Raw genomic sequence first — 13,410 nt, 5'->3', positions numbered from 1 at the left:
GGCGGGAAGTATAGCCTGACCCGTCGGTATTATTCTGTGCAGACCAGCACCGGCGAGTAAAAATTGCTGATAACCAGTGCATCATGCGGCGTGCGCTCTATCGCCAGGAGCCTTTTTTTCCCCTGGGTCAGGCCCGCGACGTATTTCTCAAATACGCCCGGCGGCATGGCGTCATGGCCAAAACGCTCCACTTTTTGAATAACGATCTCATACAGTTCTCCTTCCACGTGGCGCCATTTAAACATCTCCTGACGGGACACTTCCCAGTGGTTTGGGGCATTCTCCACGTTACCGTTTAGCGTGATGTACCCGGTTTTGTTGGGGTGAAACTGCATGATGACCTCCCCGTCAAACGTGAAATCGTGGCTGTCACGTTTGTCGGAGAAGGTCAGATATCCATTGCAGGCCACCGACAGCGGTGGCGTGTAGAAATACCACGTCAGTGCAGCGCCGGTAATCATCAGGTTAAGGGCCAGAATGAGCCAGATTTTTATGTATTTCATATCACCACTCGTAATAGTAAAGCGTACGACAGGCGCTCGCTTTCCCCTGCGTGAGCGAGCATTGGGAGAGCACCAGTCGTCCCTCGTGGCCGTAGAAAAGCGTTCGCTGAATGTGCATGTAGAAAATTGAATTTTCCAGGCACGGAAGGTGACCGTCCTGCTGAAGGGTTTGCGCCAGCGCAGCCGCCCGCTCATGAAACACATCCGCCAGCGGCGTAAAGGTATAGACCGGACAGTTCCCGATATGGGTCAACAGATGAATGTCCTTCTGCCGGGTTTCGGGTTTGATAGCCGTTATCCAGAGGCACAGCGCAACGACCGCCAGCGTAAGCGCGCCCCAGAGCAGCCGCTCCGGTCGGGCGGGTACTGCAGTTTTCGCCGTTTCGGCGGCCGGTGTTTCTTCCTCCAGGGCTGTTACCGTGACGTCTGCGCTGAGCATAAAGCCCGTTTTGGGGACGGTGACGATAAACAGCACGTCGGGAAGCAGGCTGGCCAGCATTTTGCGCAAGATGCTGATGTACTGGTTTAACGAATTGTTAGACCCCTGGAGCCCACGCCGATCCCAGACGTCATGCAGGAAGGTCTCCCGCTCGACCACGTTCCCATGATGCTGCACCAGCAGCTTCATAATGCTATTGGCTGTGCAGGTGAGGATCTGCGCATCCTCAGGCGGCACATTGATAAGAGAAACAGAACCGTCCTCGTCGTTGTAGACGATGGCGTCAGCAAGCAGGTATTTCATAAGTTGTTGTAAAACAGACAGAGATAACGAATAAAAAAGAGAAGGTTTACGCCTTGTATGCAGAGCTGGTGGCTATTTTAACGCCATTGTTACCGATAACATTGATCCAGACAGGATTTTGGTCTGTTTAATAAGTCAGCGTGATTATCACGTCATCAATAAATTCCCCTGTACCGCTCAGGGGCTGAGCGGGGACTTCCCCGTAAACGGTGAAGTTCTGGGTGCCGCCAGCGGGATGGGTGACATGCAGCGCATCGCCGCTGTGCAGATCGCCCCAGCTTTGCGTGGCACCCGCATCCTGCCAGAGCCCGTAGCGCAGGCACTGACCCTCATCGTTACACAGCTGCCGCTGATTCCCGATGGCATGGTTGCCGTTGCCCATGCCAAGCGTAAACGCTGTGCCGGCCGGACAGCGCGTGGTAAGGGTTGCGGTGGAACGCGTCGGGCGCAGCGTGGCGGTACTGTTCAGGGTGCCGAAGTTAAGCGGGGTGACGCGTTCTATGTAGCAGCCCTGGCTGATTTCGGCCTGCGCATTGGTACCGCCCTGCACCTGCTCCCCCTCCGCAGAGCCATCCGAGCAGTTTTGCAGTGCATCCTGACGGCTAGCGCTGTGCCAGGCGATGCGCAGATTCATGTTGTAGTTGTAATAGTGGTACGCCGGAAGTTGGTTTTGCCCTGCCGGGACGGTGGCGATAAGCGGAAAGCTCCCGCTGATGTTGGCATTGCTGTCGGCGGTCAGAGTCTGCTGAATGAGCTCCCCGCTGCTGACGGGACCGAGTTCCTGAGCGCGCGCGTCGCCGTTAAGCAGGCGGAAAAGCAGGGTGTACTGTTTACCCTCCGAATCTCCCGGTGAGACCATCTGAAAGGGCGGTGCGTCGATACTGCTCAGACAGACGTTGATATATTCCGTCGTGCCGTTGTTGTCAGCCTGACAGCTAAATTTAACTTCGGTGTTGGTCGACGCGGCATTGCCCGCCACGACATTGCCAAAGTTGATGACGGCAGGTGATGTTATCCAGCATGCGGCGGCCATCGCCTTCACGGACACCGCAAGCAGCAACAAGAACGGTGCTTTTAATGACACTGTTGTTCTCCAATATTCTGTATGGGTGACGCAGTACGGGGGGCCGGAAGCCTGACCCGGCACTCACCCTCACCGGTTTTTACCACCAGCTCACCTGGCAGAGGCGGGTCTTCAAGCCAGATAAAACCGTCACGCCCCACAATGGTGGCACCGCGTGGCGTTGAGACAATGCTGCCGAGCGGGAGCGGATTATGGTGGAGGTCCACCAGTCGGGCCTGAACTGTGACGGCGTGATGAACGTTAAAATCGACTTTTACCGCGCCGCCGTTGCCCGGTCTGGCCTGCATGTCGGTGACGGGGGCAATCACGTCGGCAGGCAGATCCAGCGGATTGATGCTGACTTTGCTGGCGTGGTAACGCGGCAGGTCGGTCAGCAGCAGATACCCTTTCTCGTCGGTTTCGCCTGCCGGGCGGTTTTCCAGCATCACCGGCACATGTCCGACACCGTGCGTGGAGACCAGCGCCAGGCTTTGTTGGCTGTAGCGCAGCGTGTGCAGGCTGCCATCCAGCAGCGTCAGGCTACCCTCGGCTGAGGCATAGTTAGCGCCCTGCGCCATCCCAACGTGCCACTCACCTGCATGGCCCAGATAGCCCACGTCCGCATAGGTTTCCCGGTGCTCGCCAAAGCCTCGCCCCAGCTGCCATGACCAGCCGCCGACCTGATCGTCCGGCTGATGGCGATAATCCATGCGCGGCATATCGCGGCTGGCCTGAACGGAGAGGGTATCCTCACGCCCTAACGGGATCGAAAGCATCAGCTGAACGTGGCTCGACGCATCCGTAAACGAGCGGGTGTAGCTCAGCGTGGTGGAAATATGTGCCGGCAGCGAGGCGGACCAGGAGGCGTTGAGATAGCGTTGTTTGGTGCCCTGAATGTTTTGCTGTACCCAGCCCGCACCGACGGTACCTAAATGGGGTATCGACTGGCTGACCCAAACGCTATCGCTGCGTCTGACGGGGAGGGTACCGCTCATGCGGGCGTTATCGGCAAATGTGGCATCGGTACGAGCGGTACTGGCAGAGATCCCCGTCCCGCGACCGTTCCATTGCCAGCCAAGGCCCCACTGTTTTCCCTGACCGTAAGGGCTGTCGCTGATGGCGACATGCTGGCTGATAATCCCTGTCCCGGGCGAGATCAGCCAGTCGACCCCTGTCCCGACATTGCGCAATTTACTCTGCTGCTCCGTGTGCAGCGCCAGCGTCAGCTGGTTATTCACCCCGTAGCGCCACCCTGCGTCGAGCATGGGCGAGGCGGCATAGTCATTGGATCGCAGGGCGTAGTTTTGTCGCATCCAGCCGATATCCAGCGAGCCGCTGCTGAGTCCTTCCGCCAGCATCCCCGGCGCACCGTAGAGATCGAGCTGTACGGTACGACGCTGACCGTTGATGTCGGTAATGACCACCTGGGCCTGCCCGCTTCCGGTAAATGAGGGCAGGGTATCCAGCAGAAAATCGCCCGGCGTGACGCGCTGGCTGCTCTGCTTAAGCCCGTCGATGTACAGATCGACCGTAGAAGGCAGAACCGCCGTGTCGCTGTAACGGCTACGCGGTTCGGTGTTGAGCTGCGGATTGAGCTCAAAATTACGCGCCCAGTGCAGCCCGCCAAAGCGTACCTGTCGGCTCCAGCGGGAGCCCGTGGTGATGTTGTCGCCCAGCGCCAGGCTCGTGAGCGAGTCCGTGTTGTCCCACTGCCAGCGGGTTTCAAGGCGTGTGTGGCGGGGCCGACCTGCGCTGTTTTCCTCACCGGCATGGCTCGAAAAGCTGCTGCTGAACGTTCCGGGAAGCGCCCCGGATGCGGTGAGCGACGTTTGCGCGTTAAGCTGGCGTTTCCCCTCTGCGCCGCTGCCATAAAGCGCATACCCGAGCGTCAACACGCTAATGGGCTGCGCCTCAGGATAGCGATACTGCGGCGTCGGCCTCCCGACAGACAGATGCTGTTGGCCCTCAAGCGCCTTTGCGTCGGCGGTAATGGAGACCTGCTGAGCATGCAAATCGAGACTGACTTTCAGGCCCGGCAGCGACGTCAGCGCGACCCACTCGTTGGCGTTATCCGGGGCGCGCAGCCCCAGTTTTTTGAGGTCGCGGTGGTCCATCCATAGCGCATCTCCCACTACCCGGCAGGCCCACAGATCCCCGCGCGGGTCGTGGTTCACGGTGATTGCCAGCCATTGCAGGGTATCGGCGGCGGGTTCAGTCCGGGCTGACAGCATCAGCGGTAGCCAAAACAGGAGCGCGAGAAGCAAGCGGGCGCAGGGGTATCTGGCTGGCATTGTGGTCGTCATTGAGATAGGCGCGCAACGCGCTGAACGTGTGGCGCGAAGTGTGCTTAAGCGTTATAAGCGCGGTCTGTCCCGGCAGAACATAACCCGCCAGCCCTTTCAACGACCCGACGACCTGACCGGCGGCCGTCAGGACCTGCAGGTGGCTCAGGCGGATATGGCTGTTTCCGGCGTTATAGCAGCGGATCGTTCCCGGGGTGTCCGCCTGTTCGCAGCTCAGGGCATCGCGGCTGACGGGCATATTCTGGTTTCCGGCAATGAAGACAGGAATAGAGTAGCGAAGCAGAAAGTGTATCGCGTTGGGATTGGCCGCGCGGGACGTTGCATCCGGTAGCTCATCAATGACCAGCCGGTAACTTTGCTCCTGTTCACGGATCCCTGGCTGCATCACGATTATGCGCACCAGCTGCTGCTGGCCCGGCGCCAGTGAGGTCATCGCCGGGCTGCTGACCACCTCGTCGGTGGCCGTTAATACATCTTTACCGTTTTGCTGGGTCCATTCGTAAACCCGTATCTGCGCATGGATGGCCGCTTTACCGCTGTTAGTGAGGTAGACCGCCGAGGCGCTTTGCCCGCTCTGGAGGTCGAGCGTCACTGGGGCCACCTGAAGCGTGGCGGCCATCGCGTAGCGTGACAGCAGCGCCAGCATCATGAACCACAGAATGAAGCAGGGGAGAAAACGACGCATGATCAATACACCAGATTCAACGTGACATCATCGCTATAGGCGCCAGCCTGCGCGGTCGTCAGGGCACCTGCGTCAATCACGCCATACAGCGTCTCTTGCTGTTCCATGCCGTTGCCGGTGTCGGTGAGTCCATCGGTGCTGGTAATTTGCGTCTGTTTGCCCTCATCGGCAAAAAGTTTCCAGGCAATCTTCTGTGCGCCCGTTTCACCGTTTTCTGGCTTCAGCCAGAAGGTGCCGTTGTCACTGCTATCGTTGCTGGTAGCAGAGAGCGTGAACGGCGTCCCGTTGGTACAGACGATATCGACCTGCGTTTTGGCCTGAATTTCGCTTGATTCGTCCGAGCCGTGGCGCGAGAAATTGAGGTCGTTGGCTTTGAGCGTGCAGGACTTCACCACCTCAAGTGAAACGTGCATCGTCGCGCTTGTGGTGCTGTCTGCGGCGATTGCAGCAGCAGGAAGCAGGAGAACGGAACAACATACAACAACAGGGATAATTCTCATGATCGTATTTCCTGACGTGAATAACAGTGCAATTACAAAGAAGAGGGGAGCGCGTCCAGCAGGCAGAGTTTTTGATGGAATTCCGCCAGGTTCTGGCAGCAAAATTTGTTCATCGCGTTACGTTTGTGGGTGTAGATCGTTTTAGGTGACTTATTAAGGATTTGCGCAATACGTATCGGGCTGAATCCTTTATGGAACAGCATGCAAACCCGCATCTCCTGACAGGTGAGCGTGGCGGTATTCTCGAAAGAGAAGCTTGTGTCGCTAAAACAGTGGCCTAGCTGCGCGAGAGACACATTGTCCGCAACCACTCTGACCCGCGCGTTGTGTAGCCAGGCGTTAATGTCGTTGACCCGGGCCGCGTCCGTCAATAACAGCCAGTTTCCCCCGACGTGCGTATTGAGCAGCAGTGTCTGCAGACGCATAAGCCCTTGTGGATTAACGTTGTTAATCCAGTACACCTCAGGACGGGGTGATACGGCTGTCGACAGGATCGAATTCAGGCCAAGCCATAAAAAAGCGTTGCTGCTCAGAACGATAACCTGATAGCCGGCATTTGCGATGAAAGGCGTCATTTTAGACCCCACAGATAACCCTGGCCGTAATCGGCCGCGCTCGCCCGGGCCAGTGCGAAATCGCCCGCCGTTTCGATGCCTTCAATAAGGACTTTACTGGCGACACGCTTACATTGACGGGTGAGATGCAGAAACTTCGCCTGCTCTGTGCGCCCGCTCCAGAAAGTATGTTTGTCAATTTTGACGCCACAGAAGCGGATCTGGCTGGCAAGCAGTTCGGGAAGAATGGCTTCACAGACATCATCAGCCCACACTTCAATTCCCCAAAGATGAAGTTTCGCAATGCAGTTCCGCAGGGCCCGGCTTTGCGTATCATCGAGTTGTACCATCGTATGGAGATCGGTCACTTCGATAGCAAGCCTCTCCGGACAGGGTGTTGCTTCTTTTAGCCTGTCGAGGAAGTCCGTTTCCAGCAGCAAATCCGATGTCGCGTTGAGATAATATTTGTCGCCCTCTTCGCAAAACATGGCATGGCGAAGCTGCGCAAAGAAAAGTTGTTTACGCTGCGTCGAAGGCATGGCGTCAAAATAGTCTTCGAGATTGACGTGGGGTTTTGCCGTGGACAATACCTCCCAGGCAATCACATGTTCACTGCGCAGTGCCCGGATGGATTCGAACTTATAGCCGGTTAGCATGATAAAAGTGTGTCACTCTCCGTCGTTACTTTAGGAGCTACACATTTTATAGAATGGTGTTTTTGCGGGATATTTATAAATAAAAATGACTTATATATGGTGTTTTTATCTGATTTATAATCAATTTATAGGTTTATTTATTTTTATAAGCACCCGGCAGGGACGCCGGGTGCTCAGGCATTAACCTTGTCTGCTGACAATTTTGATTTCGACCATGCCAATCCCGAGCTCGCGCGGTGAGTGGCCAAGAATATTTCCTTCATTGGTGGACTGCGGGTCTGGCGGCACAATCACCAGGGTATTGCTGCGCGATGGGTTGGCAAAATGCAGAGTGTGCGTGCTGACATCATTCCCAAGCGTCAGCGTCTGCTCCTCATCGCCCACGCGCACCGGCACTGGCTTATTCGCGTTAGGTCCATACGCTCTGGCTGTGATCACCAGGTCAAATTGCTCCGGCAGGGGATGGGTGTACTCAATTTTCACTTCGTTACCCAACTGCGCGTTTGACCAGCGTCCCCACGACTCCGGACGAGAGATGCCGCTAAACTGCTTCACTTCTTCAGGCGCGCCGGCCACGTTGAAGATGAAGCTGTCTGCTTTATAGCGAATGTCGTTGTCGACGATTTTCAGCATGTCGATGTTGTGCTGATAGCGTGTGGTATCAATCACCGTATCTTTAAAGGCGGTTTTGCCTTTCCACTGGGCTTTGTCCACATGCTGCACGGTTTGCTCCCCGCCAAGCTGCCCCTGAGAGACGCACCAGTCGGTCGACAGCGCCAGCGGCTGTGACCAGAGCTGACCCATTTTGTAACACCTGTCGATCCAGACAAAGTTATCGCGTGGGGCGAAATCGGCCAGCTGGAAACGCAGCGGTGCGGAATATTCACTTTCCGGTAGCGGTTCAACGCGACTGTCCGACACCCGTACCAGCAGCGGCAGACGGAAGTTACTGCCAGAGAAGGCAATCGTGTTTTTCTCCCGATCGATGGTGAAGTCTTTCATCTCTTTCGGGAAGTTCCACAGCCGGATGATGTCGGGCTTCCAGGCGAGGATTTTCTCCTTCATGTTGAGGAACACTTCCGACAGGGATTGCCCGGACAGCGTGCTGCGACCCAGGCCAATAAAGTTGTCGCCGCCCAGAATGTCCAGCACGGTTGCGCCGTTATCCATGGAGTTGCGTTTGGTGGCGATCACCTCTTGTTGCGGCTGGTCGCCGCGCAGAACGAAGAACAGGTTGCTGCGATCCTGCTTGTTGAGCTGATCCCAGGCGCTGTTTTTCATCGCCAGATGGTCAGACGAGACGACGATGACGGTGTTTTTAAAATACGGCGAGGCTTTGATTTTCTCGACCAGCGCGGCGATATGCTCCTGGCTACAGGTCACGGCGCTGAAGGAGGCGTTGCTTTTGCCGTCCACGTCATAGCGTTTGCGTTTACAGGTGCGCGAGACGAAACCATCCGGATGGTGCGTATCTACCGTCAGCGCGAAGAGGGAAAAACGCTTCCCGGCGCGGGAAAGCGCCTCGAATTTCTTCCAGGTTTCGTCCAGTACCGTATCGTCATAGAAACCCCAGTCGTTGCGGTAGGTCGGGTCGGCAACCGTCGTCTTTAACTCTTCTGAGCCGTACAGGTGATCAAAACCGTGGGATTTCAGGAACACATCTTTTCCGGCAAAGCGCAGGTTTGCACCCTGCACGAAGTAGTTTTCGTAACCGGAATTTTTCAGTATATCGCCCAGGCAAATATTCTGCGGGAAGAACGTCGACATCGAGGCTGAAGCGTTACCTTCAAAAGGTGCGAACAGCGGGATACCGCACTGGGAAGCCACCATCCCGGCGATAGTGTAATCCGTGCCGGGTAACTGCATGGTGTGGCTGAAATCGAGACCTTCATCTTTCAGCGCCCCCAGGTCCGGGGTCAGGTTCGGGAACTCAGTGTTGTCGAAGTAGGTGCGCTCCAGGCTTTCACCGTAGATATAGACCAGGTTGAGTTTCGGGTTGGCGATCGTTTTCGATGGCTCTTTGTAGTACGCCACAAAGTCTGGATCGCCGTCACGCGACTGAGATTTCACCAGTTCGGTGATCTGATGAAACGCCGGGCTGGCGTCGACGGAGGCTAACGCCAGGAAAAGCGCCAGCAGGCTGTAACCATGATGATGAGGAAGATGGCGCCGGCGGCGCAGCACCCAGGCGAGTGCGCCAAATATGGTTACCAGCGCCACAACCAGGCCCAGCCCCGGAAGAATGTACTTGCCCACTCCCGCGCCCGTCAGGCTGTTCGTCAGGGTATAAAGTACCGCATCGTTGATCCCGTCACCGGTGAAGTAATCGCTGGCGTATAAGGTAATGTTTAAAATAATAAAAAAGCCGAGTACGACCAGTGTGGCGATAAACCACCAGGTGTTACGGCCGGCTTTCCAGGCATAAACGCCCACAGAAGCCAGAAAAAGGACAAGAGACATGAATTCTGACAACAGCATATCCTCATGACGCCAGGTGCTTCGCTGGCTAACTGTTTATTTTTTGGGTTATACAATGTAATGGCGATGTCGTTTAGCTGCAATTTTAGTGTCACGAAAGTGTGCTGTTGTTAGGATTTGGTTTAGAAAATCGTTTTTATGAAGAAGGTCGCATCCTGACAAACGGACGCTGAGACGGTGGCAGGTTGGAAAAACGCTCGTTTCACGCCGCGATGCAAGACTATCGCATTAAACGCGGCGTGTTGTGGCAGAAAATGGGGGAAATCAGGAGATGAAATTAACGCCTTGTTTCAACACCAGATCGCAGGCTTTGGTTTTCACCTGTTTCGCCAGAGAAGAGTTGCCAAGGGTGCTCAGGTTAAGTTGCTGACCGTTTTGTGCGTTAAGCAGACCCTGAATGCCATCCATATAGCTGGTATCCGCTTTTTGCTCCTGAGTATCGAGACCCAGTTTACCCAGCACCTGGTTTTTCACGTTTTGCGCGTCGGTCACCGAGGCCAGTTTTTGCTTCGCGCAATATTCCAGAATCCCCGCCGCGTTGTTCATCGTGCCCGCGCTCAGGCTTTGGGAGCTGTTGCTTAGCAGGCTGGTGAGGGAAGAGGCGGAGAGCCCACCCTGAGTGCTGCTGCTCTCTTTGGTCAGCTCGTTTGCTGCGCTTGAGAGGGACTCCTGCCAGGACGCCGCTTGCGCTGCGCCGGTAACCAGCAGCGCGCCTAAAAAGGTGCTGATAAGGATCTGTTTTTTCATAATGGCTTTCTCAAAAAGGTCCGTTTTGGGCCGGAAGGGGTTCCAGTATATACCTGTGTCCCGCTGGCGATTCCTGGAACTGTCTTAATACTCTTTGCCGGTAACGCGGCTGCGGTAACTGTCCCAGTCGAAGATGACATACAGACTGTTACCCAGCTTCATACGGTCCATGACGCGTTCGCCCAGTAAGCGGGTCATCTCGTCGATGTTGTGGTTTGTGAGCATGCCGGTGGGGCGTTTGGAGGAAGAACGGCGATCGACAATCTGATTGATGATGACCTTTTCATAACGGGATTCCGTCTGAACGCCAATCTCGTCGATGACCAGTAAATCGACATTACTCAGATCGTTAAGCAGCTGTTCTTCGCTGGTTTCGCGGTTGCTAAAGGTGTCTTTCATGGCGGACATGATATCGGCCACGGTGATAATGAGCACCGATTTACCGCGCAGAAGCAGTTCGTTACAGATGGCCGCGGCAAGATGGTTCTTCCCGGTGCCCGGTTTACCGCTAAAAATGAAGCTGGCGATATTACCGTCAAATTCATCCACGTACTGACGTGCGGCGGCGAGCGCGTTCATTTGCCCGCTGGTTTCAACTTTATAGTTATCAAACGAGCAGTTCTGATGCAGAGGGCGAATACCGGAGCGGTTAAACGTGCGCTGCATTTTCATCGCCCGGTTTTCGCGGGCGAGCGCGGCGGCACGGATTTTTCCTTGCTCTTTTTGCCACGCCAGCAGTTCTTCCCCCGTCGTGAAAGCGGGCTTCACGTTGGCTGGCATCATTTTTTGCAGACGTTTCATCAGGTCACCGACGTTCTTCATTTCGCACCTCGGAATCCACTGGGGATCTGTTTATCCGGTTCTGAAAACGCGTTGATATCGCGTTTTGTCTGGCCGTTATTGCTGGCGCGGGTAATCTGCAGATGACGCGCGAGCTTTTGCTGCCACTGAATATGGGTGAAAACTTTACCCTCTGCCTGCCACCAGGCCGTAAAGGCGGCGAGCTCTTCCGCGGTGGCCGGTTGGGTTAACGCAATGCCCCACAGCGCGGCCTGCCGTTGAAAATCGGCGTCGGGCTGCCAGCCCGCATAAAGGGCAAATTTGCCCATCGGAACGGTCACCGGGGCGTTAACCGGTTCATCAAACAACTGGTTATCCAGCGTGACATCGCTCGCCGGGCGGGATAATTGCGCTTCAGTCTCCAGAAGCTGTGCCAGACGTTCCGGCGTGATTGCGTAAAACGCCGGCGCGTTGTCGGCAAAAACCGCAACCGTGCCGCCTTCGGCGTGAGTCAACACACCGCGTGGGTCGCGCATAAAGGCATCAATGCCAGCAATGCTGGTGGTCAGAATTCTGGAGGACATAACGCTTACTCTACTGATAACGACGGGCGTGATAAGGGCTTATGGTAGCACAGAGAGGGGGAAGGGAAGGAGGGGATTTCCCCGGTGGCGCTGCGCGTACCGGGGCTACAGTCATAGACCTGATAAGCACAGCGCCATCAGGCATTTATCACGCGATGATATTCAGGGTCACATCGATGTTGCCGCGGGTCGCGTTAGAGTAAGGGCAAACAATGTGCGCCGCATCGACCAGTTTTTTGGCTTCCGCCGGATCCATCCCTTCAACGTGGATGTTCAGTTTTGCTTCGATACCAAAACCGGTTGGCAACGGACCAATACCCACTTCGCCTTCAATAAAGGCTTCTTTAGGCAGGGCAAATTTGTCGCGAGCCGCGACAAACTTCATTGCGCCCAGGAAGCAGGCGGAGTAGCCAGCAGCAAACAGCTGCTCAGGGTTAGTCACTTCACCCCCCATGCCGCCCATCTCTTTTGGCACGCCCAGTTTGACATCCAGAACGCCATCGGAAGAGGTCGCGCGGCCGTCACGGCCCCCGGTGGCTTTTGCCTTGGCGGTATAAACAACTTTTTCTAAAGACATGGCAGGTTCCTCATCTTACTTTTATGTGTGCTATTAAATAGCGTGCGATATAAATGGGTAAAGAAATACGCGTAAAGTATAGCGTCACGCGCGTTGAATCTGTTGTCGCAAAACTTCCAGCTGCTGCTTGAGTGACAGCATGGTCTCGGTATCACACTGTGCCGCGCATCCCACCGCATGAGGGATCCCTGCGGCCTGCTGCTGTAGGTGGCGTCCTGCATCAGTCAGGGTGACAGCGACCTGGCGTTCGTCTTTACGCGAGCGGTGACGGTTGATGAGCCCGGCGCTTTCCAGACGCTTCAGCAGCGGCGTCAGCGTTGCGGAATCAAGGAACAGCCGTTCACCGATGTCTGATACCGTCACGTCATCCTGCTCCCACAGCACCAGCATCACCAGATATTGCGGGTAAGTCAGGTTTAGCGGTGCCAGCAACTGCCGGTACAGCTTGTTAAGCGCCAGATTTGCCGAATAGAGGGCAAAGCAGAGCTGGTTATCCAGCAGGAGCGCAGCGGTCGTGTCGTTCGTTTTCGCGTTCATGAGATGAATATAGATAGTGTGCGATTTAATTGCAAGCAATTTTATGGGCAGGTATATCGCAGCGCCACCTGAACGGCCATTTTACGGTAGTGCTGGCGCTGAGCCCGCTCGTCGGCACCCTCTTCAAACAGCAGGGTGAAGGTGTAGCTGTTGGCAACGTAATGAAAGCTGAAGCTGCTTATCAGGCGGTGGAGATCGCGGGCCTCAACCGTCTGGCTGAACAGCAGTTTCTCTTTGCCGCGACGCAGGATTTCTTCCAGCAGGTCGAGCGCGCTGCGGTTAACCTGGCGCAGATAATTCGACTGCTGCATAAAGCGGCCACGCTGCATGTTTTCCATGCAGATGATACGGATGTAATCCGGATGGTCAGCATGATAGTCAAAGGTGGTTTCAACCAGGTGGACCAGCGCTTCGACGGGGGGCATATCCGCCAGGCTAAGCGCTTTTTCGCTGGCGCGAATTTCGGTGTAAACATGTTCCAGCACCAGCAGATAAAGATTTTCTTTATTCTTAAAATGGTAAACCACCATGCGTTTGGTGGTGCCCGCTTTCTCCGCGATCTGCTCCATGCGGGCGCCGTTCAGTCCGTATTCGGCAAACAGCGCAATAGCGCTCTGAAAAATTTTCTCTTTCAGGCTGGACTCTTCGTTGTGCTCGGGGTGTTCGCTGCCAGGGTTAGCCACATCCTTTCCTTATTTTCA

At 55.6% G+C, this 13,410-nt stretch carries 15 protein-coding genes; all 15 read right to left on the bottom strand.

Annotation, left to right across the window (positions count from 1 at the left end):
• Positions 1 to 29 precede the first annotated feature (29 nt).
• Complete coding sequence (locus O1723_RS18730; protein ID WP_014882422.1) at positions 30 to 503, bottom strand: hypothetical protein; 474 nt, start codon at positions 501 to 503, stop codon at positions 30 to 32.
• Between the two features lies 1 nt (position 504).
• The gene (locus O1723_RS18725) at positions 505 to 1,245 is read right to left on the bottom strand and encodes a winged helix-turn-helix domain-containing protein (RefSeq protein ID WP_014882423.1); all 741 of its coding nucleotides are present in this window, start codon (positions 1,243 to 1,245) and stop codon (positions 505 to 507) included.
• A gap of 127 nt (positions 1,246 to 1,372) precedes the next feature.
• Positions 1,373 to 2,329, bottom strand: coding sequence for a Csu type fimbrial protein (locus O1723_RS18720; protein ID WP_014882424.1), 957 nt, complete (start codon positions 2,327 to 2,329; stop codon positions 1,373 to 1,375).
• Complete coding sequence (locus O1723_RS18715; protein ID WP_225990827.1) at positions 2,320 to 4,599, bottom strand: fimbria/pilus outer membrane usher protein; 2,280 nt, start codon at positions 4,597 to 4,599, stop codon at positions 2,320 to 2,322. Before O1723_RS18715 ends, O1723_RS18720 begins: the two co-directional genes overlap by 10 nt.
• Positions 4,520 to 5,296, bottom strand: coding sequence for a fimbrial biogenesis chaperone (locus O1723_RS18710; RefSeq protein WP_014882426.1), 777 nt, complete (start codon positions 5,294 to 5,296; stop codon positions 4,520 to 4,522). The genes O1723_RS18715 and O1723_RS18710 overlap by 80 nt, the downstream gene beginning before the upstream one ends.
• 2 nt (positions 5,297 to 5,298) lie before the next feature.
• Positions 5,299 to 5,796, bottom strand: a complete 498-nt coding sequence (locus O1723_RS18705) for a Csu type fimbrial protein (RefSeq protein ID WP_014882427.1) — start codon at positions 5,794 to 5,796, stop codon at positions 5,299 to 5,301.
• Between the two features lie 32 nt (positions 5,797 to 5,828).
• On the bottom strand, positions 5,829 to 6,371 hold the full coding sequence (locus tag O1723_RS18700) for a helix-turn-helix transcriptional regulator (RefSeq protein ID WP_014882428.1): 543 nt from the start codon (positions 6,369 to 6,371) through the stop codon (positions 5,829 to 5,831).
• Positions 6,368 to 7,006: an EAL domain-containing protein gene (locus tag O1723_RS18695; protein ID WP_014882429.1), complete on the bottom strand. Its 639-nt coding sequence runs from the start codon at positions 7,004 to 7,006 to the stop codon at positions 6,368 to 6,370. Before O1723_RS18695 ends, O1723_RS18700 begins: the two co-directional genes overlap by 4 nt.
• A gap of 180 nt (positions 7,007 to 7,186) precedes the next feature.
• Positions 7,187 to 9,478, bottom strand: coding sequence for a phosphatidylglycerol--membrane-oligosaccharide glycerophosphotransferase (gene opgB, locus O1723_RS18690; protein ID WP_248191241.1), 2,292 nt, complete (start codon positions 9,476 to 9,478; stop codon positions 7,187 to 7,189).
• Positions 9,479 to 9,748: 270 nt separating this feature from the next.
• Positions 9,749 to 10,231, bottom strand: coding sequence for a YjjA family protein (locus O1723_RS18685; RefSeq protein ID WP_014882431.1), 483 nt, complete (start codon positions 10,229 to 10,231; stop codon positions 9,749 to 9,751).
• An 84-nt stretch (positions 10,232 to 10,315) separates the two neighbouring features.
• Positions 10,316 to 11,053, bottom strand: a complete 738-nt coding sequence (gene dnaC, locus O1723_RS18680; protein WP_014882432.1) for a replicative helicase loader DnaC — start codon at positions 11,051 to 11,053, stop codon at positions 10,316 to 10,318.
• Positions 11,050 to 11,595 (bottom strand): primosomal protein DnaT, encoded by a 546-nt coding sequence (gene dnaT / locus O1723_RS18675; RefSeq protein WP_014882433.1) that lies wholly within the window; start codon positions 11,593 to 11,595, stop codon positions 11,050 to 11,052. Before dnaT ends, dnaC begins: the two co-directional genes overlap by 4 nt.
• Before the next feature lie 148 nt (positions 11,596 to 11,743).
• Entirely contained in the window at positions 11,744 to 12,172 is a 429-nt protein-coding gene (locus O1723_RS18670) for an organic hydroperoxide resistance protein (protein WP_010427173.1), read from the bottom strand.
• A gap of 84 nt (positions 12,173 to 12,256) precedes the next feature.
• Entirely contained in the window at positions 12,257 to 12,709 is a 453-nt protein-coding gene (locus O1723_RS18665) for a MarR family winged helix-turn-helix transcriptional regulator (RefSeq protein WP_014882434.1), read from the bottom strand.
• Positions 12,710 to 12,750: 41 nt separating this feature from the next.
• Positions 12,751 to 13,392 carry a TetR/AcrR family transcriptional regulator gene (locus O1723_RS18660; RefSeq protein WP_014882435.1) on the bottom strand — a complete coding sequence of 214 codons (642 nt, stop codon included), beginning with the start codon at positions 13,390 to 13,392 and terminating at the stop codon, positions 12,751 to 12,753.
• Positions 13,393 to 13,410 lie beyond the last annotated feature (18 nt).

Source organism: Enterobacter cloacae complex sp. HYC080_NIDB (assembly GCF_056673325.1).
Note: the sequence above shows the minus strand (reverse complement) of the source record. Positions and strands in the feature narration are given on the sequence as shown.

Excerpts from the sequence above, each read along its gene's own strand:
- O1723_RS18695 (WP_014882429.1), bottom strand. The coding sequence starts at position 7,006 with ATGCTAACCGGCTATAAGTTCGAATCCATCCGGGCACTGCGCAGTGAA.
- O1723_RS18710 (WP_014882426.1), bottom strand. The coding sequence starts at position 5,296 with ATGCGTCGTTTTCTCCCCTGCTTCATTCTGTGGTTCATGATGCTGGCG.
- O1723_RS18670 (WP_010427173.1), bottom strand. The coding sequence starts at position 12,172 with ATGTCTTTAGAAAAAGTTGTTTATACCGCCAAGGCAAAAGCCACCGGG.
- O1723_RS18715 (WP_225990827.1), bottom strand. The coding sequence starts at position 4,599 with ATGCCAGCCAGATACCCCTGCGCCCGCTTGCTTCTCGCGCTCCTGTTT.
- O1723_RS18700 (WP_014882428.1), bottom strand. The coding sequence starts at position 6,371 with ATGACGCCTTTCATCGCAAATGCCGGCTATCAGGTTATCGTTCTGAGC.
- dnaC (WP_014882432.1), bottom strand. The coding sequence starts at position 11,053 with ATGAAGAACGTCGGTGACCTGATGAAACGTCTGCAAAAAATGATGCCA.
- O1723_RS18725 (WP_014882423.1), bottom strand. The coding sequence starts at position 1,245 with ATGAAATACCTGCTTGCTGACGCCATCGTCTACAACGACGAGGACGGT.
- O1723_RS18730 (WP_014882422.1), bottom strand. The coding sequence starts at position 503 with ATGAAATACATAAAAATCTGGCTCATTCTGGCCCTTAACCTGATGATT.
- O1723_RS18685 (WP_014882431.1), bottom strand. The coding sequence starts at position 10,231 with ATGAAAAAACAGATCCTTATCAGCACCTTTTTAGGCGCGCTGCTGGTT.
- O1723_RS18705 (WP_014882427.1), bottom strand. The coding sequence starts at position 5,796 with ATGAGAATTATCCCTGTTGTTGTATGTTGTTCCGTTCTCCTGCTTCCT.
- O1723_RS18665 (WP_014882434.1), bottom strand. The coding sequence starts at position 12,709 with ATGAACGCGAAAACGAACGACACGACCGCTGCGCTCCTGCTGGATAAC.
- dnaT (WP_014882433.1), bottom strand. The coding sequence starts at position 11,595 with ATGTCCTCCAGAATTCTGACCACCAGCATTGCTGGCATTGATGCCTTT.